The following is a 26,383-nucleotide window of genomic DNA, read 5'->3' as shown; positions in this document are numbered from 1 at the left end:
TGACCCGTCCTAGAATAGGTTGACACTTTTTCGCCGAAGCGAAGAGGTGCCAAGTGGAGCAAGGGAACAAGCGGACGCAGCGGGACTACAGCCTGGCTTTTAAACTGTCGGTGGTGGCGCAGGTCGAAAAAGGCGAACTGACGTACAAAGAGGCGCAGCAGCGCTACGGCATCCAGGGACGCTCGACCGTACTGGTATGGTTACGTAAGCACGGCTTGCAGGATTGGGCCGATCCATCCGGCCGTGCGCGATCGGGTTGCACCATGCCAAAGCCAGACTCAAAGCCACTCACACCGGAGCAGCGCATCAAGGAGTTGGAGACGCAGTTGCGCGAGGCGCAGGAGAAAGCGGCGCTGTTCGAGGCCGTGCTCGACGTGATGCGCAAGGACTACGGGATCACCGTAAAAAAGCCTTCGGGCAGGTCGTTGCGCAAAAGCGGATCGAAAAGCTGAGCGTCGAGCGAGCCTGCCGCTACATGGGCATCAGTCGCCAAGCGTATTACAAGCGATGTCGCAGCGAGGCGCGCCGCTGCTCGCAAGCCGAGACCGTGACGGCATTGGTGCGCGACGTGCGACTGCGCCAGCCTAGGCTTGGGGCACGCAAACTGCATCACCTGCTTGGGCCGGCGTTGGTCGAGCGCGGCATCAAGCTGGGGCGAGATGGGCTGTTCGATGTGCTGCGCGCCGCGCGACTGCTGGTCGTGCCGCATCGGGCGTATCACAAGACAACGCAAAGCCACCATCACTTCCGGCGCCATCCGAATCTACTGAAACCCGGGCCGGATCAAATCGTGCCGAGCGGCCCCGAGCAGGTGTGGGTAGCCGACATCACGTACCTACCCACAGCGGGTCGGTTTGTGTATCTGAGCCTGGTCACGGATGCGTACTCGCGCAAGATCGTTGGACATCACGTTCACGACAGCCTGCAGACCGAACAGGTTAGCCAGGCGTTGAAGAAGGCGTTGCGCAGGCGCCAGAGCCGCCAGCCATTGATCCATCACTCCGATCGCGGGGTGCAGTACTGCTCGACCTACTATCAGGACATCCACCGGCGCCACGGCCTGCGCTGCTCGATGACGGACGGCTACGACTGCTATCAGAACGCGCTGGCCGAGCGAATCAACGGCATCCTTAAGGGCGAGTTCTTGTTGCAACGTCCCGCCGACCTTGCTCAGGCCGTCAAGATGGTCGAGCAGTCAGTGCGCATCTACAACCAGGAGCGGCCACATGCCGCCCTGAAATACAAAACGCCCGATGCGGTGCATCGGGCGTTTTAGCGCTTGGATACTGTCAACCTATTCCAGGACTTGACACCGGCGCGGCCGCCATTCGGCCGGCGCTGTCCGAATGGCCTTCCCTTGGTTCAGCCGAACAGCCGCTGCGCGTGAATGCCGAGCCCGGTCGCCACGCTCGCGAGGCGATCGCCGAACACCGGCTGCGCATCCGGGAACGCGCCGGCCAGCGCACCCGACAGGAACGCGAGCCCGGTCGAGCCGCCGGTGAAATACAGCGCGCCGACGTCGCGCGGCGCGACGCCCGCGAGCCGCACCGTTTCGCGCGCGGCATCGACGATGCGCGCGGTGTCGTCGACGCTCGCATCGACGAGGCGCGACGCGTCGAACGCGATCTGCAAATCCTCTTCCACGTCGTTCAGGTCGATCATCGTCTCCCCGCCCGCCGCGACGCCGATCTTCGCCTCTTCCGCGCGCGCCATCAGACCATGCCCGAGCCGCTGCTCGACCACCCGCGTGAGCCGGTCGTACTGCCGAACCTCGCGGTACAGGTGCTTCATCAGCTTCAGTTCACCCAGCCGCTTCGGCGTGTAGACCGTGTTGATCAGGTGCCAGGTCGCGAGGTCGAAGTAGATCCGGTTCGGCAGTTCGCGACCTTCAGGATCGAGCGATCGATAGCCGAACGCGGGCAGGATCGCCGCGAGTTCGACGCGGCGGTCGTAATCGGTGCCCGCGACGTGCACGCCGTGGTGTGCGAGCACGTCGTCCTTGCGCTCGAGGCGCGCCATCCGCTCCGGCCCGACCCGCACCAGCGAGAAGTCCGACGTACCGCCGCCGATGTCGGCCACCAGCACGAGCCGCTCGGCCTGCTGGCGCGACTCGTAGTCGAACGCCGCCGCGATCGGTTCGTACTGGAAATGCACGTCCGTGAACCCGACCGACTGCGCGGCCGCATCGAGCTGGTCCTGCGCGAGGCGGTCGGCGCGCGGATCGTCGTCGACGAAGAACACCGGCCGGCCCAGCACCGCGCGACCGATCGGCGCACCGGCGCGCGCTTCGGCCTTGCGCTTCAGATGCGTCAGGAAGCGCGCGATGATCTCCGTGTACGCCATCGCACTGCCATCGCCGAGATCGGTCGTGGTTTCCGCGAGCGGCGAGCCGAGAATGCTCTTCATCGACCGCATCAGGCGGCCGTCGAAACCGTCGATATAGGACGCAAGCGCCGCTCGGCCGTATTCGACCGTCTGCTCGTCGTTGTTGAAGAAAATCGCGGTGGGCAGCGTCAGGTGGTCGCCCTCGACGGGCGCGAGGCGCATGCCATCGCCGTCGGGCAGCGCCACGGCGGAATTGGACGTGCCGAAATCGATCGCGCAGTAAGTCATGGGAAGGTGCCGCAGCATGGCCGGCGCGAAAACGGAAAGGACGGGCTTTTTAACATGAAGCCCGCCGGATCACAACCGGGGCGGCCACCGGTGCCGCGCAACCGGCCCGGGGTGGGGGGCCGGCGCACTTGCGGTGTGCCGGCAACCGAGGCGGACGAAGTGCTCGACGCATCCCCGCCGCCCACCGCCCGCTTGCAGCGCGCCGGCAACCGATGCGGACGGGTTGCACGACGCATGCCCATCCGCCGGCCGGGTCAGGCTGCGGCGTCGAAACCCTTCTTCCACGCGCCCGCATAGACGACTTCGCCGATCGCATGACGCGTACGCGGCGCCTTCTCGCGCTCGCGCAGCACAGGGTCGAGCTTGTCGACGTTGCCGTAGTGGCCCAGCGAGATGATCGCCGGAATCGCGACGTCCGCCGGAATCGCGAACGCGTCGCGGAACGCCTTCGCGTCGAAGCCGCTCATCTGGTGCGCGGCGAGGCCCAGTGCGTGCGCCTGCAGCACCAGCGACATCGCGGCCGCGCCCGCGTCGTACAGTGCGGTCGGCGCCGGTTCGCCCTTCGGCGTGAGCGTGTGCGCGGTCACCGCGATCAGCACCGGCGCCGGCGCGTTCCAGCCCTGGTTGAACGGCACCAGCGTCGCGAATGCGCGCTTGAACGCTGCTTCGTCCTGCGTGCGGTCGAACACGATGAAGCGCCACGGTTGCGCGTTGTATGCGGACGGCGCCCAGCGCGCGGCTTCGAGCACTGCGTGGAGATCGTCGGCGCCGACCGGCTCATCCGAGTACGCACGCGGGCTCCAGCGGCCCGAGATCAGGTCGTGAATCGAAACAGTGGTGGGAGCAGGTTTGACGGACATGCGGTTCCTCGCTGACATCGATGAAGGGGCGCGAACGCCCGGCGAACCGCAAGCATAACCGCTTGAGCGGTCACGCGCCCGATCATCCCGCGCAATGCAAAGCACCGATCGTGCATTGACCGGCCGCACCCGCGCAGGGCCGGCCGCGCTCAGGCCGCCTGCGCGGCAGCGCGGGACGGGCCGCGGTTGATCCGCAGCACGATCAGCGCGCCGACGATGCAGAGGCCGCCGGATATCATCGACGCGATCGTATAGGTGCCGAGGCTCGCGCGCAGCAGCCCCGCGCCAAGCGCCGCGAACGCCGCGCCGAGCTGGTGACCGGCGACGATCCAGCCGAACACGACCGGCGCCGCGGCCTTGCCGAACACGTCGGTGGCCAACCGCACGGTCGGCGGCACGGTCGCGATCCAGTCGAGCCCGTAGAACATCGCGAACAGCGGCAGCCCGAAGAAATCGATGCCGAACGCATGCGGCAGGTAGATCAGCGACAGCCCGCGCAGCCCGTAGTACCAGAACAGCAGCACGCGGTTGTCGTAGCGGTCGGACAGCCAGCCCGACAGCGTCGTGCCGAACAGGTCGAACACGCCCATCGCGGCGAGCAGCGACGCGCCCTGCACTTCGGTCATGCCGTAGTCGCTGCACATCGCGATCAGGTGCGTGCCGACGTAGCCGTTGGTGCTCGCGCCGCAGATGAAGAAGCTGAAGAACAACAGCCAGAAATCGCGCGAGCGGCTTGCCGTCGCCAGCGTGCGGAACGCGACCGTGAGCGGGTTCTCCTTCGTCGCCTCCGGTGCGGCCGGCGCATCGGCGGGCTCGCCGTACGGACGCAGCTTCACGTCGGCCGGCCGCTCGGGCAGCAGGAACGCGACCAGCGGAATCACGATCGCGGCCGCCACCGCGACGACCAGCACGACCGGGCGCCAGCCGTGATGCTGCGCGATCGCCGCGAGCATCGGCAGGAACACCAGCTGGCCGGTGGCCGTGCTGGCGGTGAGGATGCCCATCACGAGGCCCCGCCGCGCATGAAACCAACGCGTGACGAAGGTCGCGGACAGCGTCAGCGCGACGACACCGGTCGAGCAGCCGACCATCAGGCCCCAGATCAGCACCATCTGCCAGCTCCGCGTCATCATCGACGACAGCGCGACGCCCGCGCTCATCGTCACCAGCGCGGCCAGGATCGTCGGCCGCAGCCCGAAGCGCTGCATCGCCGCGGCCGCGAACGGGCCCGTCAAGCCGTACAGCGCGATGTTCACCGAAATCGCCAGCGAAATCGCGGCGCGGCTCCAGCCGAGTTCGCGCTCGAGCGGAACCATCAGCACGCTCGGCGTCGCGCGCGTGCCGGCCGCCGCCAGCAGGATCAGGAAAACCACCGCCGCCGCGAGCCAACCGTAGTGGAAGCGCCCGCTGATTCGTGTCACTGCCCAGTTCATGTTCTCGTTCTCCAGTTGGCGGCGACCGGCACCCATGCGCCTGCTCCGCCACACTACCAGGCCAGCTCCGCCGCACGCTGCATCGGCTGACCCGGGCCGATACCCGGCATTTGTCTGTCGATCCGACCGGCATTGTTACCGATCGGTCACAAGTTTGTTGCGATCGTAGTGACCAGTCGGTAACATGTCAAGCAATTCATCACGCAGTCGAGGGTCATCATGTCGGGCATCGAGGCCGCCAAGCCGCCAGCACGCCGCACGCGCCGGCCGATCGCCGCAGCCGCCGCGCAGGAACATCTGCTGCGCGCCGCCGAGGAGCTGTTTTACAAGGAAGGGGTACGCGCGGTCGGCGTCGAGGCGGTCGTGGAACTCGCCGGCGTCAACAAGATGAGCCTGTACCGCCAGTTCTCGTCGAAGGACGAGCTGATCCTCGCGTATCTGGAACGGATGGATGCGTGCTTCTTCGAGCGTCTCGATGCGAGCGTCGCGAAGCATCCGGGCCAGCCGAAGGCGCAGTTGATCCAGTATTTCGTCGATCTCGCGGAGCGGGCGACGCAGAAGGACTATCGCGGCTGCCCGTTCGTCAACGTCGCGGCCGAATTCCCCGATACGTCGCACCCGGCGCGCGAGCGCGTCGCGCAAAACAAGGAACAGCTGATGAAGCGGCTCGTCGCGCTGTGCGAAGGCGCCGGCGCACGGCAGCCACAGGCGCTCGCCGAATCGCTCGCGCTCGTGGTCGAAGGCATCTACGCGGCCAGCCAGACCTACCGACACGGCGAAACGCCGATCGGCACCGCGCCCGCGCTGGCCACGCAACTGATCGAAGCCGCGTGCGCGTGACGGGCGACGCACGCCAGAGGCCGGCGTGCCCGCTCCGGCTACAATGCGGCCCTCGCTGCCGCCTCGCCCGACTGCCCTCGCCATGACCGACACCCGCCCCGACTCGCACGACGACATTCTCGCCGCCACGCGGCACTGGCTCGCGCGCGCGGTCATCGGGCTCAATCTGTGTCCGTTCGCGAAAAGCGTGTATGTGAAGAAACAGGTGCGTTACGCGATCAGCGAAGCGACGACGCTCGAGGATGCGCTCGCCGATCTCGAAACCGAACTGCGCGTGCTCGAAGCGGCCGACCCGCAGCAGGTCGATACGACCCTCGTGATCTATCCGCACGCGTTCGCGGATTTCGTCGACTACAACGATGCGCTGTTCTTTGCCGACCGGCTGGTGCGGCAACTGCGGCTCGACGGCGTGCTGCAGATCGCGAGCTTCCATCCCGAGTACCGGTTCGAAGGCAGCGCAGCCGACGACATCGAGAACTACACGAACCGCGCGCCGTATCCGATCCTGCACCTGCTGCGCGAGGACAGCATCGCGCGCGCGGTCGACGCGTTTCCGGACGCGTCCGCGATCTACGAGAAAAACCAGGAAACGCTGCGCCGTCTCGGCCACGAGGGCTGGCACGAATGGATGCGCCGGCCGGGCGACGACGTCTGACGCGTCGCGCGACGGCCGGCCGGGTGCGCGGCAGACGGGCCGCGGATTCGTCGGCTCGGTCGGCTCGGTCGGCTTATTCCGCGGCCGGTTCGACGGCCTCGCCGGCCGCCGCCGCGGGCGCCGGCACGAAGAAGCGCTCGTTCAGTTCGGCAAGCCCGAACATCCCGAGGATCTCGTTGAGCCGCTCGCCGGGCTTGCGGCGCGGCAGGTTCTTGTACTGCGCGATGATCAGTTCGTTCTTCATCGAATGCTCCCAGCCGACCAGCTCGGTCACGCTCACCTGGTAGCCATGCGCCTCGAGCTGCAGGCAGCGCAGCACGTTGGTGATCTGGCTGCCGAATTCGCGCGTATGCAGCGGATGCCGCCACACTTCCGTCAGCGCGTTCGCGAGCGACTTGCCCTTGTTCCTGCGCAGCACACCCGCGACTTCCGCCTGGCAGCACGGCACCAGCACGATGTGCTGCGCATGCTTCGCGAGCGCGAAGCGGATCGCGTCGTCGGTCGCCGTGTCGCAGGCATGCAGCGCGGTCACGACATCGACCGTTTCGGGCAGCTGCGGCGACGTGATCGAATCGGCGACCGACAGGTTCAGGAACGACATCCCGCCGAAGCCGAGCCGCTCGGCGAGTTCGGTGGAACGCGTGACGAGCGCCTCGCGCGTCTCGATCCCGTACACGTGCGACGCGAACGCCGGCGTGCCGTGCCCCGGTTGCTGCTTGAAGAACAGGTCGTACAGGATGAAGCCGAGATACGACTTGCCGGCGCCGTGATCGACGAGCGTCACATTGCTCTTGTCGGCCTGCACGCTCGCGAGCAGCGGCTCGATGAACTGGAACAGGTGATAGACCTGCTTCAGCTTGCGGCGGCTGTCCTGGTTCAGCTTGCCGTCGCGGGTCAGGATATGCAGTTCCTTCAGCAGCTCGACGGACTGCTCCGGACGGATTTCGTAGGTCTTGTTCGACATCGTGAAGCGGCGCCGGGCCACGGTCGGTTGACCGCGGCCCGGCGGCGGGAATTCGTGAGGAATGGCGATAGTTTACCGAAAATGCGCGCTCAGGCTCGCGCGCCGAGTCGCCAGAGCGACGTGACCTCGGCGCGCCGCGCCGCGTGCAGCGGATCGTCCGCGTCGGCCGACTTCGGGTGCGCCGGACGGATGTCGTCGCGGCCCAGCGCGACGAGGCCGGCTTCATCGATCCATTGCAGCAGCATCTCGCGCGGCCGCAGGCCGAGATGCTCGGCGAAATCGGACAGGATCAGCCAGCCTTCGCCGCCCGGTTCGAGATGGTCGGCGAGCCCCGCGAGAAAACCGCGCAGCATCCGGCTGTCGGGGTCGTAGACCGCATATTCGATCGGCGCGCTCGGACGGGCGGGCACCCACGGCGGGTTGCAGACGACGAGCGGCGCGCGGCCTGCCGGAAACAGGTCGGCTTCGATTACGTCGACGCGATCGGCATGGCCGAGCCGCGCGACGTTCTCGCGCGCGCATGCGAGCGCGCGCGGATCCTGGTCGGTCGCGACGATGCGCTCGACGCCGCGCGACGCGAGCACGGCGGCGAGCACGCCGGTGCCCGTGCCGATATCGAACGCCAGCGACGTCGCGGGCAGCGGCGCGCGCGCGACGAGTTCGACGTATTCGCCGCGCACCGGCGAGAACACGCCGTAATGCGGATGGATCGGCGCGCCGCCGAGCGCCGGAATCGGCACGCCCTTCTTGCGCCACTCGTGCGCGCCGACGAGACCGAGCAGTTCGCGCAGCGATACGACCGACGGCGCGCCGCCCGGCCCGTACGCTTCCTCGCACGCGGCGCGCACGTCGGGCGCGCGGCGCAGCGGGATCGTGTAGTCGGCGTCGAGCGGGATCAGCAGCATGCCGAGTGTGCGGGCGCGCTGCGATTGCGCGAGCCGGTGCAGGTTGAATGCGTCGACGCCGACCGCGGCCTTCGCCTTCTTCGGCTTGCGTTCGACTCGGCGAGCCATCGCCTGCACGAGCTGGCGCGCATTCTGGAAGTCGCCCTGCCAGACAAGCGCGGTACCCTCGCACGCGAGGCGGTACGCGGCATCGGCGGTGAGGCTGTCGTCGGCGCGCACGGCGCGCTTCGGCGGCTGCACGCCGGCTTCGGAGCGCCAGCGCACGGCATGTTCGGCGCCGTCGGCGTCGGTCCAGTGGAAAACGGGGAAATCGGTCACGCGAGCTCGGCTACGGTTGGCTACAGACAGGCGGCGCTACAGGCGTGCGCCGCGCGGACCACACCATACCGCGCTTTGCGCGCGCGGCAAAGCGGCGTTCCCGCCCCTTTCAGCGGCCGCGGCCGGGGCATTGCCTACTGGCCCCACCCCGGCGTGGCCGGCATGCGCAACGTCCCCGCATCGCTGAAACGCACGGTACCGAGCATGCCGCCGGCGAGCCGGCCACGCAGCGCGTACGGCAGCTCGCCGTTCGCGGCCGCGCCGGGCAGGTTCCACGCCTGCCGCGCGGCGGCGAACGCCGATACCGAAACGGGCACGTCGATCACCGCTTCGCCGAAACGCGGAACGACGCCCGAGCGATCGCTGACGCCGCTCGCGAACGGCGTGCCGTTCAGGTCGAGCGCGACCGACATGCCGTCGTATTCGATTGGCGTGTCATTCGGGTTCTGCACACGCAGCTTCAGGCTGAAGCGCATCTCGAGGCCCTGCCCGACCAGCGGGTCGAGCCCGGCGACCGTTACGTTCACGGGCTCGCGCGTCAGGCCGGCACAGCCGCCGAGCATGAGCACGGCGGCGAACCACAGCAGCGCGGCGCGCAGCGAAGCGATACGGAACAGGGCGCGTGGCATGGGCTGGCCTCCTTTCAGCAATCGATCAACACGTTGTCGATGCATTGTACCGAGCGCGCCGCGGCACGCGCCGATTCGTAGTTTTCACGCATCGCCGAGATCGTTAATAGATTAAAACTACGGGAACAACCAGCCAAACGAAAAGCGAATTAATGCCTTCCAGCATTCAATGGCCCGCGAAAAACCCAAGAGAAGCAATTTCTAATTTTTTCGTTTCCTTTACTCAAAACCATCAAGTATATTTACGCATCCTTCGAGCAGGCCGACAAACCTTCAAGCCGCATGACGGCGATTTTACGGAACGGCGACACGCCGTCCTTCCGTCCTGCGGCCTGGTACGGCCAGCCCCGTGGGTCGTCGGTTCAAAGGGAATGCACGCCCGCGCAGGGCGGGCGGCCCCGTGTCGTGCGCGCGAAATCAATTCAGTACAACCCGCGCCCGGCCATTTTGAACCGACAAGTTAACCGACATCCGGAAACACAGAGGGGGCAGTAAACCATGATTACCTTCACGTAGTCGGCTGGCCGTCTTTTCGAATAATCCGTCATTGCCATTTCTCGTCGCCATTGATTAACGGCGAGGGATTGCTTTTGCCGGCGCTTTCGCAGCACTGAACGATCCTTTCAACAATCGAGGTTTCAGTCATGTCGATCAACATTCACAAGATGCGTTATCTGCCGCTGGTCGCCGCACTCGCACTCGCCGGATGCGGCGGCGACGACAGCGGCGTGGGCTCGGCGTCCGCGCTCAGCTCCGCCGGCGCGCCGCACTCAAGCTCGTCGCCCGCCGTCAATACGCCGCCGGCCGCGTCCAATCTCGACAAGAGCGTGTCGCCCGTCGAACTGCCGGACACCGTGGTACCGGTCAATTACCGGCTGTGGTTCCGCCCGAACGACGCGCTGAACGCGTTCGACGGGCGCGCCGACGTCGAGATCAAGGTGCTGAAGCCGGTCAACAACATCGTGATCGCAGGCCACCGGATCAAGTTCACGAACGGCCGCATCACGCTGCAGCCGGGCAACATCCAGCTGATCGCGACGCCGCAGGACAAGGGTGACTTCTACCAGCTGCGCCCCGTGAGCGGCACGATCTCGCCGGGCAACTATTCGCTGCACATGGAGTGGTCCGGCATCATCAACTTCAAGTCGTACGACGATCCGGTCGCGAAGACGGGCGGCAGTTGCGGCAACGATCCGTATCCCGGCTGCTCGGCCGCGGAAGGCGTGTTCCGCGTCGACCTGAAGGGCACCGACGGCACGACGAGCGGCGCGATCCTCACGCAGGGCGAAACCAACCTGTCGCGCCAGTGGTTCCCGGGCTGGGACGAACCGGCCTTCCGTCCGACTTATGAAGTGACGGCCGAAGTGCCGCAGAGCTGGCGCGTCGTGTCGAATGCGGCCGAAAAGCCGGCGACCAACGTCGGCGGCGGCTACAAGCTGGTGCAGTTCGAGAAGACCCCGCCGATGCCGTCGTACCTGCTGTTCTTCGGCGGCGGCATGTTCGACACCTACGAGGACAATTTCACGAGCCCGCTGCCGGGCGGCAAGGGCGGCCTGCACCTGCGCGTGTTCACGCCGCCGGGCATGAGCGACTGGGCAAAGCCGGCGATGGACCGCACCAAGCAGGCGCTCGACTTCTACTACCGCTACACGGGCATCCCGCTGCCGCTGACGAAATTCGATACGGTCGCCGCGAACGATGCGTTCAAGGCGCAGAAGGACCTCAACTTCGGCGGAATGGAGAACTGGGGCTCGATCCTCGAGTTCGCCGACGACATCCTGCCGCAGCCTGGCCAGCCGATGTCGCAGTACGGTAACGAGGTGCTGACGCACGAAGTCGCGCACCAGTGGTTCGGCGATCTCGTCACGGCCGACTGGTGGGACAACGTCTGGCTCAACGAGTCGTTCGCGACGTTCTTCGAGACGAAGACGACGATCCAGTTCTTCCCCGACGAGTTCAGCTGGCTCGATCAGGTGAAGAACAAGTACCGCGTGATCAATCGCGACATCGGCCCGAACGCGTTCCCGGTCGCACCGAACTTCAACGACTGGGCGTCGAACGACTTCGTGCTGAGCGCGAGCGCGTTCACGTACGACAAGGGCGGCCACGTGCTGAAGACGCTCGAGAACTATCTCGGCGAGCAGACGCTGCGCAAGGGTCTCCAGCAGTACCTGGTCGATTATTCGTTCGGCAACGGCACGCCGAAGCGCCTGTGGGACGCGCTGTCGAAGGCGAGCGGCCAGCCGGTCGGTCCGATCGGCGACAGCTACGTGCGCCAGACGGGCGTGCCGCTGATCTCGCTCGACACGCAGTGCGACATGACGAAGAACCAGACGATCGTCACGCTGAAACAGCAGCCGTTCCCGAACAAGAACGCGTATCCGGGCCTGCAGTGGACGGTACCGATCACGCTCGCGTACGGCCAGGGTCTCGCGAAACACACGACACTCGCGCTGAAGGATACGCAAACGCAAACGCGGATCGACGGTTGCACGGGCGTGGTCGCGGATCCAAGCGGTCTCGACTACTACGTGGTGAACTACAGCGACGCCGCGTGGAGCGGCCTGCTCACGCAGGTCAACAGCTCGGTCGATCCGGTGCTGCTCGCCAACCTGAAGAGCGAGGCCGCGCTGCTCGTCGCGAACAACCTCGCGCCGGCTTCGCGTTCGACGTCGATCGGCTCGGTCGCTTCGCCGGCCGCGATGAAGCTGCGCCAGACGCCGAGCTTCGGCGGCATCGCGCCGACGGAGAAGGAACGTCCGTCGCTGCGCTATCAGGGCATGTTCAAGCCGCGCAAGACGCTGGTTCAGTAACGGGGTCCGGCTGGCCGGTGCCGCGCGGTTCGCGACGCCGGCCGGCGTTCAACCCTTCACGTCCTTCGGCAGGCCTCGCATGCGGGGCCTGTTTTTTTATTCGCCGCGGTTGGCGCGGCGCGGGCCAGGGCGCGGCTAGCGATCGTTGCGCCGGCGAAACGCCCACCACGCGGCAAGCGCCGTAAAGCCCGCGACCAGCAGCACCATCAGCCAGAAGCCGTGCTTGTTCTCCGAGAACGGCACACCGCCGACGTTCATCCCGAAGAAGCCGGCGACGATGTTGATGGGCAGCGCGATCACGGTCACGAGCGTCAGCGTGAACAGCGTCCGGTTGTTCTGCTCGTCGAGCCGCGAGCCGATCTCTTCCTGCAACAGCTTGATCCGCTCGTTGAGCCCCGACAGGTCGGCGAGCACCAGCGAGAATGCTTCGGTCGACTCGCGCAGCTCCTGCACGTCTTCCGAATGCAGCCAGGCGGGCGGTTTCGCGAGCAACCGGAAGATCGAGCCGGGCTCGGGCGCGAGCATGCGCTGCAGCCGCGTCAGCGTGCGGCGCATCGCGCCGAGCTCGACGCGATTCGACGTGAGCCGTTGCGACAGGAAGCGATCCTCGATGCGGTCGACGTCGACGCTCGTACGCCGCATGATCTGGATCAGCAGGTCGGCCTGGTCGTGCAGCAGGTGCACGAGCAGTTCGGCCGGCGACCGGAACCGCTCGCCGTCGCGCACGCAGGCACGCAGCGTGTCGACCGAGCGCAGCGGCTTGAGCCGCGCGGTGACCATGATGCGCCGCTCGACGTGGACGAACAGCGTGGCGATTTCCGACGGCGTCAGTTCGAGGTTGAACATCACGTCGTTGACGATCGCGCGCAACGCGCCGTCCTCCTGCTCGATGCGGGTCGAGCGCGACCCTTCGTGGAGAAATTCGAAGAAGCTGTCGGGCAACCCGAGGTGCGTGCGCATCCAGCGCTCGCTCGCGCCGTGTGCAAGATTGAAGTGCAGCCAGACGAAATCGTCCGATGCAGTCGCGTCGCGCTCGCGGCACGTGCGCAGCCATGCGGCGGCCGAGTCGGCATCGAGCGTCGCGCCCGAGCCGCCCGGAACGAAGCGGAATCCGCACACCATGCCGGACGTATCGGCGCCGTAAGTCTGTACGATCAGGTCCATCGAATCGAAGGTCGTGCGGCGCGCAGCCCGCCGCGCCTTGCGCATCGCGGCGCCACGCCGGTAAATGAAAGAAAACGTATGCCCGACGCGCATGACGCTCTCGTGACACGGCCATCACGCGCCCCCAAAAAACAACGCGCCGCCCGGTGGGCGGCGCAGTGCGATGTGCGGGGCGGCGTGACGCCGGTTACTGCCGCGTCTCCGATTGCGCGGCGCTCGGGCAGGCCGGATCCTTGCCCCAGTGGCCGTCGCAGACGCGCCAGCGGCACAGCTGATCCTCGAAGAAACCGCGCTCCGAGCAATCCTTCACGCGCGCTGCGAGCGAACCGCCCGTCGTGGCGGCCGTCCTGGTCGGCACGACCTGCCCCTTCTGCGCGGCCGTCTTCTTGTCGGCCGGCTTCGTGCGCGCGACGAGCGCGGCAAGCAGATCGGCATCCGGATCGTCCTTGCCGGACGCCTTCGCACTCGCGGTACGGACCGTCGCTTCGCGACGCTTCTTCGCCTGCGCGAGTTCCGCCTGCTGCTCCTTGTTATGCTTGCGGGCCTCCGCCTTCGCATCGGCCTTCGCATCGGCCTTGCTGCGGGCGGCAACCTTGTCGCTCTTCGCGGTGTCAGCCTTCGCGGTTTTCGTCGCCGCAGCAGCGGCGGCCGTCGCGGCGACGGCACCTGCCGTGGTAGCGCCAGACGCATCGTCGGCACCGTTCGCGAGCGCGCGCGACAGGCGGCTCGCGTCCGCGGCGGCCGGGGAAGATGCGGACGCAACGGTCTGGGACGCCGCGTCGTCATTGACGATCGTGGCCGGTTGCGCAGCAGGCGCCGCCGAGGCGGCGTTCTGTGCGACCTGCACGGCAGCGCCGCTGGCCGGCTCGGCCTTCGCCGGTACCTGCGCGGGCGCGGCGGCAGCGACGGCGACGGCCGGCTCGGCGGATTGCTGCTGCCAGCGCCACGCTCCCCAGCCGCCGACGGCGACCACGAGCGCGACGATGGCCGCGATCGGCCCCTTCAGCGAACGGCGCGGCGCTTCAGCGGGCGACGTGACACGTCCTTCCAGATTCGCGAGAATGCGCGACTGCTGAGGTCCGTCCTGGCCTGCCGGCTTGGTATCGGACAACAGGCTGGGCGGGGTTTTCGAATTTGAATTTTCCGGCGCACTCATTCAGCGTCTCATTGAATCCTGGTTTAATTCACCGCGATAATATAGCCCGGCCTCTCAAAGCAGCCTGATTCTAAGAGCAAGCATTGCAAAACACAATCAATTCCAATTTCCGGGGATATCTTTGATTGCCGTCGCACTCGTCGCCTATTTCGCCCTTGCCGTCGCGGTCGCGGCCCTGTTGCTTTTACCGGGTATCCGCGCGACCGTTTTCGAATCCGTCGCCCAGTTTCACGGCCGCCTGACGCGCCGTGCGAACCATCGCGCCGCCCGCACGCGCCGTCAAATTGTTAAATCGGCAACCGTTACGCGCGGCGCTTTAAACGATGTGCAAAATTTACTGGTTCGGCGGCGCTTGATGATTATGGTGTCGGCAGGTATTCTTGCGACGCCGCCATTGGTGGCCATTGCGTTACGCGGTCGGCAATTGTTTCAGTACGACGACACGGCGCGCGTGCCCGACGAGAAGATCGCCGCGCTGCTGCAGGGCGAGCAGCTCGTGCCGCCCTCGCCGTTGCCGCCGGAAGTCTTTGCCACGAAGGAAGTCGAACAGGTGCGGCCGGCGCTGAAGGATGCGAGCCGCGACTGGAACCTGCTGGATCCCGATTTCCGCACGCGTTTGCTGCTGGTCTACAAGATCATGCACGAACAATATGGTTATGAAATGGCGCTGCTGGAAGGTTATCGGAGCCCGGAACGGCAGAACCGGCTCGCGCAGATGGGCACCAACGTGACCAATGCGGCGGCCTTCCAGAGTTATCACCAGTTCGGGCTCGCGGCCGACAACGCGTTTCTGCGCGACGGCAAGCTGGTCATTTCCGAGAAAGATCCCTGGGCGATGCGCGGCTACCAGTTGTACGGACAGGTTGCCGAGCAAGTAGGCCTGACCTGGGGGGGCCGATGGAAAATGATGGATCTCGGGCACGTGGAATACCATAAACCCGGTTTTAAACTGGGACGCGGCAGCTAGTCAGGGCTGTCGAACAAGAAATAATGAGGGCGGCATGGGGCTTTTTAATCATCCGGCAGGAAAGGATTTGGGCGGCGCAATCGATCGGGCATTCCGTTGCGCGATTTTTTCAGGCCGCCGCTTCCGTTTTAATTCTCACAGCGTCCTTTCATTATTGCGCGCGCCTTCTCCGATGCCGCGGGCGCATTGATGCCAGCCCCTTCATCCCGTTTGACAGCATGGCGACACATCGCGGCGCCACGCTTGCCGCTCGGCGCGCCTGCGTCGCCTCACCGAAAACGCACCGGAACCTGAACGTCCTATGCAACGCATCCTCAACGTGCTGACTCATCCGCGTACGCTCTCGATTGTCGGGATCGTCGCGCTAGCGGCGATTCTCTTCATCGTCGCCGACATGCTGCAGCTGCCGCTCCTGTGGGCGGCGATCGTGTTCGCGGCGATCCTCGTGCTGTGGCTCGGCGTCGCGTTGTGGCGCCGCTGGCGCGTGAAGCGCGCGAACCAGCAGCTCGGCCAGGTGCTCGAAGAGCAGGCGGAAACCGGCAAGATCGCCGCGCCGGCCGCGGCCGCGCTCGCGCCCGACGCGAAGACCGCCGACCTCGACGTGCTGCGCACGCGCCTGTCCGACGCGGTGAAGACGATCAAGACGTCGAAGATCGGCCAGGTGTCGGGCGGCTCCGCACTGTATGAACTGCCGTGGTACATCGTGATCGGCAACCCGGCGGCGGGCAAGAGCAGCGCGGTGCTGAACTCCGGCCTGCAGTTTCCGTTCGCGGACAAGAACAGCGCGGTGATCCACGGCATCGGCGGCACGCGTAACTGCGACTGGTTCTTCACGACCGAGGGGATCCTGCTCGACACGGCCGGCCGCTACTCGGTGCACGAGGAAGATCGCAGCGAATGGCTCGGCTTTCTCGGCCTGCTGAAGCGCTACCGTCCGAAGGCGCCGATCAACGGCATCATCGTCACCGCGAGCATCGCCGAACTCACCGGCAACCGCCCCGAATTTGCGATCAACCTCGCGAAAAACCTGCGTCAGCGCGTTCAGGAGCTGACGGAGAAGCTCGAGGTGTTCGCGCCAGTCTACGTAATGTTCACGAAGGCCGACCTGATCACCGGCTTCACCGAATTCTTCAGCAGCAGCGACAAGCACGAGTACGACCGCGTGTGGGGCGCCACCCTGCCCTACGAGCCGGACGACAAGCGCGACGTCGTCGCGCAGTTCGACACGCACTTCGAGGAACTCTACGAAGGGCTGAAGGAAATCAGCGTCGCGCAGCTGTCGCTGTCGCGCGGCAACCAGCTGTCGCCGGGCCAGTTGAGCTTCCCGCTCGAATTCTCGACGATCAAGCCGTCGCTGCGCGCGTTCCTCGCGACGCTGTTCGAGAACAACCCGTTCCAGTACAAGCCGATCTTCCGCGGCTTCTACTTCACCAGCGCGCTGCAGGAAGGCGAAACCAACAGCGCGGCCGCGCAACGCATCGCGAGCCGCTTCGGCCTCGACGCCAGCGCGCTGCCGAAGCCGCACAGCGCGTTCTCGAAGAACGGCTTCTTCCTGCGCGACCTGTTCTCGAAGGTGATCTTCGCGGATCGCCAGACCGTGCGCCAGTTCGCCAGCCCGACCAAGACCCGGTTGCGCTACGCGACCTTCTTCGGCTTCGTCGCGGCGCTCGCGCTCGCGCTCGGCGGCTGGACCTGGTCGACGATCGGCAACCAGCAGCTCGTCGCGAACGTGCAGGCCGACCTCGACAACGTCACGCGCCTGCAGCAGGGCCGCAACGACCTGCAGTCGCGCCTGCAGGCGATGGACATCCTCGAGGACCGGATCGAGCAGCTCGAGCAGTTCCGCCGCGACAAGCCGATGTCGGTGTCGCTCGGCCTGTACCAGGGCGACCGGCTCGAACAGCATCTGCTGACCGAGTACTACAACGGCGTGCGCCAGATCCTGCTGGCCCCGGTGTCGCAGAACCTCGCGTCGTTCATGAAGGACGTGAACGCCCACCCCGAGCAACTCGTGCCGATGACGCGCCCGCCCGAATCGGGCGCCGTGCAGGGCGGCACGATTCCGGTGTCGACGAATCCGCCGGGCGCCACGCCGCTCGCCGGCGCCGCGCAAGGCGCATCCGCGGCGACGGCCGCCGCCGCGCCGCAACAGCCGGCCGCACCGCAGGGCGGGCTGTACAGCGATGCGTCGCCGACCAACGTGCAGGACGCGTACAACGCGCTGAAAACCTACCTGATGCTGTCCGACAAGCGTCACGTCGAACAGGCGCACCTGACCGACCAGCTCGCGCGCTTCTGGCGCGGCTGGCTCGAGACGAATCGCGGCAACATGCCGCGCGACGAGATGATCAAGAGCGCCGAGCGCATGATCTCGTTCTATCTCGCCCGCGTGAACGACGACGACTGGCCGATGATCGACGCGAACCTCGCGCTCGTCGACCAGACCCGCGAGAACCTGCGCCGCGTCGTGCGCGGGATGCCGGCCCGCCAGCGCGTCTACGAGGAAATCAAGGCGCGCGCGTCGACCCGCTTCGCGCCGATGACCATCGCGCGCATCGTCGGCGACGGCAACCAGGGGCTGATCGCCGGCAGCTACGCGATTCCCGGCACGTTCACGCGCGAAGCATGGTTCGACTACGTGCAGCCGGCGATTCGCGACGCGGCGACCAAGGAGCTGCAGGCGAAGGACTGGGTGCTGAACACGTCGACGCAGGACGACCTGACGCTGGAAGGCAGCCCCGAGCAGATCCAGAAGACGCTGGTCGGCATGTACAAGACCGAATACGCGCAGCACTGGCAGAAGTTCATGCAGGGCATCGCGGTGCAGGGCTTCAGCAGCTTCGGCCAGGCCGTCGACGGGATGAACCGCCTCGGCGATCCGCAGGATTCGCCGATCAGGAAGGTTCTCGAAACCGCGTACGACCAGACGTCGTGGGACAACCCGTCGCTCGCGAACGCGACGATCAAGAAGGCGCAGACGGGCGTCGTGAACTGGGTGAAGCAGTTGTTCACGCGCACGCAGGCCGGCCAGATGGCGGCTGCGAACATCGACATCAACGGCAATCCGGCCGAGGTGCCGATGGGTCCGATCGGCCAGGAGTTCATCGGGCTCGCGCGGATCGTCGCGATGCACGACGGCACGTCGATGCTCAAGGGCTACATGGACACGCTGTCGAAGGTCCGAACGCGCTTCAACGTGATCAAGAACCAGGGCGACCCCGGCCCCGGCGCGCGCCAGCTGATGCAGCAGACGCTCGACGGCAACGGCTCGGAACTCGCCGATTCGCTGAAGTTCGTCGACGAGCAGATGCTGACGGGCCTCACCGATTCGCAACGCAAGTCGCTGCGTCCGCTGCTGGTGCGTCCGCTGATGCAGGCGTTCTCGGTGGTGATCCAGCCGGCCAGCGCCGAAGTCAACAAGGTGTGGAACGCGCAGGTCTACCAGCCGTTCCAGAGCTCGCTCGCGACCAAGTACCCGTTCGCGGCGAGCGCGAAGGTCGAGGCCGGCGCCGGTGAAATCGCGCAGGTGTTCGGCCCGGACGGTTCGATCGCGAAGTTCGTCGGCACGACGCTGGGCCCGCTCGCGGTGCGCCGCGGCGACACGCTCGCGGCCCGCACGTGGGGCGACATGGGCCTCGGCCTCACGCCCGACTTCACGAACGGCTTCGCGCGCTGGGTCGCCCCGCTCGCCGGCGGTGCTGCAGGCGGCGCGGCCGCGGCGGCCGAACCGCAGACCGTGTTCCAGATCCTGCCGCAGCCGAGCACGGGCACGACGGAATACACGATCGCGATCGACGGGCAGCAGCTGCGCTACCGCAACACGCCGCCGCAGTGGACCAACTTCGTGTGGCCGAACCCGCAGGGCTCGCCGGGCGCGACGCTGTCCGCGACGACCTTCGACGGCCGCACGGTGCAGCTCGTCAACGAGCCGGGCCGCTACGGTCTCGAGAAGCTGATCAACTCGGCGCAGCGCAAGCGCCGCCCGGACGGCACCTTCGATCTCACGTGGGTCCAGGGCAGCGTGAACGTATCGGTGACGATGCGCATCATCAGCACGTCGCAGCCGACGAGCGGCGGCGGCGACCAGCCGCAGCAGCAGAGCCTGCGCGGCCTGCAGCTGCCGTCGTCGGTCGCCGACGCGAGCGCGGGCGCCGCGCAGAACGCGACGCAGGCCGGCGCGGGCGCGCCGGCCGCGGCACCGGCCGTCACGGCCGCCGCTGCAACCAATGCACAGGGAGGGGCGCAATGACGCAAACCGTTCAGGCGCAGATCGCCTACTTCGGCAAGATTCCGTCGCGCGGCGACTTCGTGAAGAGCGCGCACAATCCGCAGCTGCTGCAGACGCTCGATCGCTGGATCGCGCAGGCGCTCGAGCTGCTCGCGGAAGATCCGCGCTGGAAGATCGTCTACGAGGATGCGAAGCCGATGCATTTCGCGTTCCTCGGCTCGCGCAGCAAGCTCGCGATCGCGGGCCACATGGTCGCGAGCCACGACGTGTCGATGCGCCGCTTCCCGTTCCTCGGCGCGACCGCGCTGGAAGTCGACCGGCCGCTCGCCTTCCTCGCGCGCAGCCCGCTCGCGTTCGCGCGGCTGTGGTCGCGCGTCGCCGCGCAGATGCCGCCGCTGCTCGCGAAGGAGGAGCCGCCCGGCGCGCTGCAGGCGCTCGGCGACACGCAGGTGCCGATCGATATCGGCGGCCCCGGCACGTCGCATGACGGCACCTTCAACGACTTCATCGAACACCAGTCGCTGTACGGCCTGCAGCAGATGCTGCTCGAAAGCGGCCATCCGGTGCGGCTGCGCGGCGCGATGCTCGCGCTCGGCTCGCTCTTGCGACCCGTGATGCAGAGCGGCTCGTCGCACATCGAGCGCGGCCTCACGTTGCCGCTGCCCGTCGATCCGTTCTATCGCAGCCTCGTCGCCGCGTTCTGGCTCGAACTGATCGCGCCGTTCGTCGCGCAGGCCGACTTCGAGCTCGCGATCTTCATCGGCACGATCGCCGAGCGCGAACGGCTGATCATCGGCTTCAACGGCGCGTCGTCGAAGACGCTGCTGAGCGTCGTCGATCCGCAAACCTACGCCGCCCACAACATCGACATCGACGATCCCGAGTGGATCGACGCCCATGCGCAAAACGATCAGCAGATCAGCAAGCTCGTCAGCTACCTCGACCAACCGCAACTCTCGCTGCGCGTCGCCATCGACGCCTTCCGCGAAGCGTTCATCGGAGGCTGACGGGATGCCACGCACGACTCACGTCCGGCGCGCGCGCTTGTCGCGCCTTTCGCGCTTGTCACCTTTCGTTGCCGCCCTGCTCGCCGCCGGCCTCGTCGGCAACGGCGCGGCCTACGCGCAGAACACCGGCGGCGCGACCGTCACGCCGGTCGGCAACGGCACGGTCGCGACCGCCGCGCTGCCCGCTAGCCAGAACGCCGGCACCGCGCCGGGCTCGGCATCCGGCACGGTGGTGCACGGCACGGCCGGCACCATCGCACCGCCGCCCGCGAACGCGACGCCCGGCCAGGTGGTGGTCGGCGGCAAGGTGCCCGACGAGGCGACCAAGGCCGCCGTGCTGCAGAAGCTGCGCGATACCTACGGCGCGGCGAACGTGGTCGACCAGATCGAGGTCGGCGACGTCGCGACGCCGCCGAACTGGAGCGCGAACGTGCAGAAGCTGCTCGGCGCGCAGCTCAAGCAGATCAGCAAGGGCCAGTTGAAGATCAACGGCACGCAGATCGAGATGAAGGGCGAAGTGCACAACGAGGCGCAGCGTCAGCAGCTCGCGAGCGACATGGCGAACACGCTGAACCCGACCTATACGATCAAGAACGGGCTGCGTGTGTCGGCGTCCGAGCAGGGTGTGCTCGACCAGACGCTCGCCAATCGCACGATCGAGTTCGAGACGGGCAGCGCGACGCTCACGCCGCAAGGCAAGCTGATTCTCGACCAGATGGCGGCCGCGCTGTCGAAGATGCAGAACCGCACGGTCGACATCATCGGCCACACCGACAACTCGGGGAACCGGACGTCGAACATCGCGCTGAGCCAGGCGCGCGCGGATGCGGTGAAGGGGTATCTGATCACGAAGAGCATTCTGCCGCAGCAGATGACGACAACGGGCGTCGGGCCGGATCAGCCGATCGCGCCGAATGACACGGCGGATGGGCGGGCGAGGAATCGACGGATCGAGTTCCGGGTGGGGCAGTAGGCAGAGATTAGGGCGGCTACTGAATCCAGCCATTCCAGTGAAATTCGCACTGCGCTGCTTGCGGTCGGCCATTCTTTTGTTCGTTGGCGCGGTCTTCGTGCTGATGGGTATAGTTGGCACGATCAATTCCGCCATCCTCGTTCGCGCTCGTGCGTGGCCTCACGTCCCCGCCGTTGTCGAGCAATGTGAGTTGTCTCTGCAATACGGCAAATCCGATGCAACATGGGAGGCGCGTGCCGTGTTCCGCTATCGAGCGGGACTGACGCGGCAGTACGAGACGACGTGGCAGCCTGCCGGGTCGCCGGTGTATTCGCGTTCGGCCGCATCGAACATCAGCCGCGAACAGTTCGCCGCGTTCACGAAGACTTATTGCAGTGCGGCCGCAGACGATGGCCTGCGCGTTTCGCTGATGTTTCCGGGCATTGCCCGGCGCAACGAAGCGGTTGAGGGTGGGGCTTGGGTGCGTGAAATTGGGTTCGGTCTGTTTGCCCTGATTGGGGGATTGATGCTGTGCGCGGGAAGCATTTCGATGCTGCCGTGGATCGAGGATCGGCCAAGGCACGCGGTGAAGCGCAAGGCGCGGCGCGCGCGGAATCGAGTCAGCGGTTCGTGATGCGCACGGGCTGCGTTCCCCCTGCCAGGCGGCTGATCGCCGTAGCGCGTAGCCCGCAATCGGACCTTCACTGATCGCGCGCCTGTTTCGGGTTGAATACGGCGATTAGCGCTCGAGATCGCTCGCCGCCGACAAACCGTGACGCATGACGCACGGGCCCGCTCATCCAGCAACGCCGCTCAATGAATGGGGGGCGTTGCGCCGCCCTTGTAGCCCCGCGCCCATTCCTGGCTTTGCTTGGCGGCCTGATCGATACGCGCCGCGGCAAGGTCGTCCTTCTTGCGCTGCTTCGCTTCCTTCGCGAGATCGCTCGACCCGAACGTATCCTTGTCGCGAGTCCGGAAGTACAGTGACGGTGCCAGCACATGGTCCTGCCAGCTCGTCAGCAACGTGTCGTGGACGAGCATGTCGAACAGCGCCATGATTTCCGCCGGTAGCGGATGCTTGCCTTCGATCCCCTCCTTCCAGGCCGACACGAGCTCCATCTCGGCTTCAGGCAACATCGCCGCCTCGACCGCATCCGCGCTGGCCTTGTTATTGGAATCCCACGAATCCGGCATGTTGCGGATGCGCTCGGCGGATTGCTTCAGGCCCTCCTGATACGACGCGCTGCGCAGCTTCTTTGCCGCTTCCTTTTCGAGACGCTCCCACACCGTCGAATAGTCTTTCGGCGCCTCCGCGATCAACTTCTCATAGCGCTTTTGCGCCGCGTCGCTCGCCACCTTCATTCCCCGAAGCTTCGCCTGATCGTCCTGGCTACGGCTGGCGAGCATGCTCATGTTGATGCCTTGTCGCTGCAGTTCCCAGTCGAGTTGCGACTTCGCGGTCTTGCGCTGCAGGTCGGCGTCGCTCATGTTGCGCTTCCAGTCGGCGACGGGGTCCGCGATCGTGCGACGGAATTCGGGATCCATGTAGCGGGCGGAAATCCAGCGCATGAAGACTTTCGAATGCTCCATGAAGTCGGCGCCGGGTTTGCGGGGGACGAGGGTGCGGTAGGCGTTCACCAGCGCCCTGATTCGATAGTCCTTACCGCCGTACTTGATCGGATCCGAGAGCTTGAAGCGCTTGAACACCGGCGCGTTGTACAGGTACAGATCCTCCATGGTGTCCATGACGGCGCCCGCCTTGACCGCTTCCAGCAACATGTCCTGCAACGGAACTCTCATCAACTCGGCATTGAGCCCCAGCGATCCGCTCGGCGCGCCACCGACGACATCGCAACTCGTGCCCGGATAGAGAAACTGTTCGCCGCGGGTTTTCTCGAGACTGTCGAGACGCTGATAGAAACGCATCTCATGCGCTGCGGCGAAATGGACGCAACGCTGCACGCTAGCCGGTATCGCGAGAGGCCGATCCTTGAAGCTGGTCTTGAGCATACCCAGATAAGGCACCATTCCGATCAGCTCGCCGGCTTCCTCCGACATGACGGAAGAAACGGCATCGAGCAATCCGACGAACTTGATCTGAATAGGCACGCCTTCAATCGCGAGATCCGTATCGTCCCGGCGCTTGTATTTCTCCGCCAGATCGTTGATGAACGCGCGTGCAAGCACGCACCCGCGGTCCGCGCCGAACACCGACACCTCGATGGCGCGAACTTTCGGCATCTGCTTCTTCACGGCCTCGTACGCGGCTTTAAACTGATCCTTCGCTGCGATCAACCGGGTATCGACACCCGTTCCAAACGCCTTCGCCATGACGGCATTGTCTCGCACGATCGGCACGTTTTCCATCGCTATGCCGACAAAAAGACTGCGCGCTACCGCCCAGCCCGCCTTCATCGGGGCGCCTTTGACGTTGTTCTTGAAGTCGTTCTTCGCGTTGCGCCACAGCAGCGTTCCAGTCGCCTTGGTTCGTTCCCAGTAACGCTCCTGCGAGGCATTCAACACGTTCATCACACGCCGCGCCTGAGCGGGGATGTGCTCGATGTCCTTGCGAAGATCCTGGAATGCCTTGTCGATTGGTCGAAGCGAAAAATCCCCCTCGAGAAACCCGTCGAGGAGTTGCTTCTTGACGTCGTCGACACGCTTTTTCACGCTGACCTGCTTGAGTGGTGTATTGACGCGCGTGAATGATTTGGCGACCGACTCCACTCCGCTCAGTGCCTTCTTGCCCGTCATCTTGGCGGCGGCCACGCCCGCATTGATCCATTCGCTGGCCTTGGCCGATTCGTTCAGCGGCGTGCCCAATCCCGAATAGTAGAAGCGGAGCCAGAATTGATTCGCGGGTCGCCTCGGATCCTCGATGTCGCGATGCGCCTCCCAAAGCCGGGCGATATTGGAATACTGCGAACTCGATTGATCGTCGAGATCGCGATGGCGTCCGAACGCATCGAAGAAAAAGCCCATCCGAATCGTCGCTCCGCACGGCATGCAATCGCCCTTCGGATACATCGTCTCGTTCTGCCTCGCGATTTGCGCGTAGACGGATGTCGGCGTTGCGTCATCCGGATCGAGTTTGACTTTCTCAGCCATGCTTTTTCTCCTCTACGCGCGGCGGTGGAACCAGCCCGTCGGGAATGGACGGCACCGTGACCGGCGCGAACGTGTCGCTCGTCAATTCGGACAGGATATTTTTTGGCAACGATTGCATCGACTTCGCAAAGGCGCCCGGCTTGCCAGCATCCGCCTGCAACATGCGCTGGATCTCCGGATGCGCGTCGAAGCGATTGTTCACGAGCAGTGCGTAGTAGGCGTACTGCTCCAGATCATCGAGATCGGTCAGGCGATATTTGAGCCATGCCATCGCGACGACCCGCGCAATACGACGAAACTGCTGGTCTTCACGCTCGTCGTACCGTTTGCTCAGTTGCACCTGATATCGGCTCGCCATCCAGCGCACCACATCGATCGTCGGAATGCGCGACTCGTCCATCAGCACGCCAGGAAACTGGAGCTCGACGTGACGATCCGGATAGAAGTGAACCTCGAGAATTCGATCGCCGACCTTCTCCGGAACCTGCGACGGCGACAGCGTCGCCTTTGCCTCTGCGTGAAGCGTTTCCTCGTTGCCTTTGTGCCACTGGTCGACGTCGACATAATTCCATTTGACCGTGAACTCGGTTCCTTGGAGCTTGTAGCAACACGTCACCCCGCCTCCGCCACCCGGCAGGCTATTGCCTCCGCCGGCCTTGTTTCCGTGGGCATCGGTGATCGTAAATCCGTCCAGGTTGTACGGCAGATAGTTGTGAGCGATAACCGAAACACCGCTATACGTCGGCTCCGACTTGCTGCACGCCGCCATGGCCGTCACGAGCAGACACCCTGCCAGGACACGGCTCGCCAGACTCGAAAATCTCGTCGATCTATTCACTGATGTTTTCCTTCCGAAGATTGTCCAGCATGCGTTACAGACGTATCGGCGCATCGGAATCGTTCCGCCTGTCGCGCAAGCCGCCCTTCCCTCGTTCCGCGACCGCTCTCCGCACAATCAACCATGCAAGGACTCGTCCACACGCGCTGACGGCAGCAAACCGTCAGCTATCGACGGCGCGGCTACCGACACGAATTTCCCGCTCGCCACTTCGGAACGCACGTGATACGGAAGCGACAGCGCCCACTTCGCAAATGCACCTGGCTGGCCCGCTGCGCTCCTCAATATGCGCCGAGCCTCCGGATGCGTATCGAATCGACTGTTCACGAGCAAACTGAAGTAGGTGTACTGCTCCAGATCGTCCCGGTCCGTCAGACCGTATTTCAACCACGCCGACGCGACGATACGAGCGATACTGCGAAACTGCTGATCTTCGCGCTCGTCGTATCGTCTATCGAGTTGCGACTGGTACTGCTTAATCCACTTCACGACGGCGACGATCGGCAGACGTGCATCATCAAGCAATTGACCAGGAAACTGAAATTCGACATGTCGATCCGGGAAGAAACGCACTTCCAGAATCTGGGCCCCCACGTCGTCGGGCACCTGAGACTGGGGCATCGATACCTTCGTCTCACCATGCAACATCTGCTTGTCGCCCTTATGCCACTGGTCGACATCGTAGTAATTCCACTTGACGACAAATTCCGTGCCCTTGAGCTTGTAGCAACACTTCATGCTACCGGCACCGGCACCGGCACTCGGCGGATCATCGCCGCCGCCACTCGCCGTATTGCCAAATGCGTCGGCGATCGTGAATCCACTCATGTTGTGCGGCAGATAATTCCGGACCATCACCGAAATCCCGCTATACACCGCCTCCGATTTCCCGTAGGCGCACAACGCCGCCGCAAGCAGGCACATCCCCAGCAC

General features: G+C 65.4%; 20 protein-coding genes. 9 read left to right on the top strand and 11 right to left on the bottom strand.

Annotated features, from left to right (window positions below; genetic code table 11):
* The first annotated feature begins 53 nt into the window (after window positions 1-53).
* A protein-coding gene (locus tag ACTJKF_RS28145) for an IS3 family transposase (protein WP_440623306.1) occupies window positions 54-1,276 on the top strand; the annotation gives its coding sequence in 2 pieces (ribosomal slippage) (window positions 54-419 and window positions 422-1,276; 1,221 coding nt in all).
* An 86-nt stretch (window positions 1,277-1,362) separates the two neighbouring features.
* On the opposite strand, the gene ACTJKF_RS28140 is transcribed toward ACTJKF_RS28145, so the two are convergent.
* From ACTJKF_RS28140 to ACTJKF_RS28130, 3 genes are all read right to left on the bottom strand, one after another.
* The gene (locus ACTJKF_RS28140) at window positions 1,363-2,613 is read right to left on the bottom strand and encodes an Hsp70 family protein (protein WP_440628038.1); all 1,251 of its coding nucleotides are present in this window, start codon (window positions 2,611-2,613) and stop codon (window positions 1,363-1,365) included.
* Between the two features lie 254 nt (window positions 2,614-2,867).
* Window positions 2,868-3,473, bottom strand: coding sequence for a nitroreductase family protein (locus tag ACTJKF_RS28135; protein WP_440628036.1), 606 nt, complete (start codon window positions 3,471-3,473; stop codon window positions 2,868-2,870).
* 149 nt (window positions 3,474-3,622) lie between these two features.
* Window positions 3,623-4,906, bottom strand: coding sequence for an MFS transporter (locus tag ACTJKF_RS28130; RefSeq protein ID WP_440628043.1), 1,284 nt, complete (start codon window positions 4,904-4,906; stop codon window positions 3,623-3,625).
* A 219-nt stretch (window positions 4,907-5,125) separates the two neighbouring features.
* Between ACTJKF_RS28130 and ACTJKF_RS28125 the strand changes: the two genes are divergently transcribed.
* Both ACTJKF_RS28125 and ACTJKF_RS28120 read left to right on the top strand, forming a co-directional pair.
* Window positions 5,126-5,746: a TetR/AcrR family transcriptional regulator gene (locus ACTJKF_RS28125; protein WP_440628034.1), complete on the top strand. Its 621-nt coding sequence runs from the start codon at window positions 5,126-5,128 to the stop codon at window positions 5,744-5,746.
* Window positions 5,747-5,828: 82 nt separating this feature from the next.
* Entirely contained in the window at window positions 5,829-6,401 is a 573-nt protein-coding gene (locus ACTJKF_RS28120; protein ID WP_440628032.1) for a DUF1415 domain-containing protein, read from the top strand.
* A 73-nt stretch (window positions 6,402-6,474) separates the two neighbouring features.
* Here ACTJKF_RS28120 and ACTJKF_RS28115 read toward each other — a convergent pair whose 3' ends face one another.
* The 3 genes from ACTJKF_RS28115 to ACTJKF_RS28105 form a co-directional block, all read right to left on the bottom strand.
* Window positions 6,475-7,365: a class I SAM-dependent methyltransferase gene (locus ACTJKF_RS28115; protein ID WP_440628030.1), complete on the bottom strand. Its 891-nt coding sequence runs from the start codon at window positions 7,363-7,365 to the stop codon at window positions 6,475-6,477.
* An 89-nt stretch (window positions 7,366-7,454) separates the two neighbouring features.
* A complete protein-coding gene (locus tag ACTJKF_RS28110; RefSeq protein WP_440628028.1) occupies window positions 7,455-8,588 on the bottom strand; it encodes a methyltransferase in 1,134 nt (377 codons plus the stop codon).
* A gap of 134 nt (window positions 8,589-8,722) precedes the next feature.
* On the bottom strand, window positions 8,723-9,217 hold the full coding sequence (locus tag ACTJKF_RS28105) for an LEA type 2 family protein (protein WP_440628027.1): 495 nt from the start codon (window positions 9,215-9,217) through the stop codon (window positions 8,723-8,725).
* A 644-nt stretch (window positions 9,218-9,861) separates the two neighbouring features.
* Between ACTJKF_RS28105 and ACTJKF_RS28100 the strand changes: the two genes are divergently transcribed.
* Window positions 9,862-12,030 (top strand): M1 family metallopeptidase, encoded by a 2,169-nt coding sequence (locus ACTJKF_RS28100; protein ID WP_440628025.1) that lies wholly within the window; start codon window positions 9,862-9,864, stop codon window positions 12,028-12,030.
* 135 nt (window positions 12,031-12,165) lie between these two features.
* Here the strand turns inward: ACTJKF_RS28100 and ACTJKF_RS28095 are convergent, their stop codons facing one another.
* Window positions 12,166-13,194, bottom strand: coding sequence for a transporter (locus ACTJKF_RS28095; RefSeq protein ID WP_440628023.1), 1,029 nt, complete (start codon window positions 13,192-13,194; stop codon window positions 12,166-12,168).
* A 187-nt stretch (window positions 13,195-13,381) separates the two neighbouring features.
* The gene (locus tag ACTJKF_RS28090; RefSeq protein ID WP_440628021.1) at window positions 13,382-14,350 is read right to left on the bottom strand and encodes a phage tail protein; all 969 of its coding nucleotides are present in this window, start codon (window positions 14,348-14,350) and stop codon (window positions 13,382-13,384) included.
* A gap of 121 nt (window positions 14,351-14,471) precedes the next feature.
* Between ACTJKF_RS28090 and ACTJKF_RS28085 the strand changes: the two genes are divergently transcribed.
* The 5 genes from ACTJKF_RS28085 to ACTJKF_RS28065 all read left to right on the top strand — a co-directional run bounded on the left by ACTJKF_RS28085 (window position 14,472) and on the right by ACTJKF_RS28065 (window position 22,138).
* Complete coding sequence (locus ACTJKF_RS28085; RefSeq protein ID WP_440628019.1) at window positions 14,472-15,317, top strand: M15 family metallopeptidase; 846 nt, start codon at window positions 14,472-14,474, stop codon at window positions 15,315-15,317.
* 301 nt (window positions 15,318-15,618) lie between these two features.
* Complete coding sequence (tssM, locus tag ACTJKF_RS28080; RefSeq protein ID WP_440628017.1) at window positions 15,619-19,566, top strand: type VI secretion system membrane subunit TssM; 3,948 nt, start codon at window positions 15,619-15,621, stop codon at window positions 19,564-19,566.
* Complete coding sequence (gene tagF / locus ACTJKF_RS28075) at window positions 19,563-20,552, top strand: type VI secretion system-associated protein TagF (RefSeq protein ID WP_440628015.1); 990 nt, start codon at window positions 19,563-19,565, stop codon at window positions 20,550-20,552. The genes tssM and tagF overlap by 4 nt, the downstream gene beginning before the upstream one ends.
* Before the next feature lie 4 nt (window positions 20,553-20,556).
* A complete protein-coding gene (locus ACTJKF_RS28070; protein ID WP_440628014.1) occupies window positions 20,557-21,525 on the top strand; it encodes an OmpA family protein in 969 nt (322 codons plus the stop codon).
* A 37-nt stretch (window positions 21,526-21,562) separates the two neighbouring features.
* Window positions 21,563-22,138, top strand: coding sequence for a DUF3592 domain-containing protein (locus tag ACTJKF_RS28065; protein ID WP_440628012.1), 576 nt, complete (start codon window positions 21,563-21,565; stop codon window positions 22,136-22,138).
* 179 nt (window positions 22,139-22,317) lie between these two features.
* On the opposite strand, the gene ACTJKF_RS28060 is transcribed toward ACTJKF_RS28065, so the two are convergent.
* From ACTJKF_RS28060 to ACTJKF_RS28050, 3 genes are all read right to left on the bottom strand, one after another.
* A complete protein-coding gene (locus ACTJKF_RS28060; protein ID WP_440628010.1) occupies window positions 22,318-24,612 on the bottom strand; it encodes a hypothetical protein in 2,295 nt (764 codons plus the stop codon).
* The gene (locus ACTJKF_RS28055; protein ID WP_440628041.1) at window positions 24,605-25,381 is read right to left on the bottom strand and encodes a DUF3304 domain-containing protein; all 777 of its coding nucleotides are present in this window, start codon (window positions 25,379-25,381) and stop codon (window positions 24,605-24,607) included. The genes ACTJKF_RS28060 and ACTJKF_RS28055 overlap by 8 nt, the downstream gene beginning before the upstream one ends.
* Window positions 25,382-25,567: 186 nt before the next feature.
* Complete coding sequence (locus tag ACTJKF_RS28050) at window positions 25,568-26,374, bottom strand: DUF3304 domain-containing protein (RefSeq protein WP_440628008.1); 807 nt, start codon at window positions 26,372-26,374, stop codon at window positions 25,568-25,570.
* Window positions 26,375-26,383: the final 9 nt, after the last annotated feature.

It is taken from the genome of Burkholderia sp. 22313, assembly GCF_052045245.1.
Classification (GTDB): Bacteria; Pseudomonadota; Gammaproteobacteria; order Burkholderiales; family Burkholderiaceae; genus Burkholderia.
The sequence above is the reverse complement of the archived record's forward strand: the minus strand, read 5'-3'. Positions and strand labels throughout refer to the sequence as shown.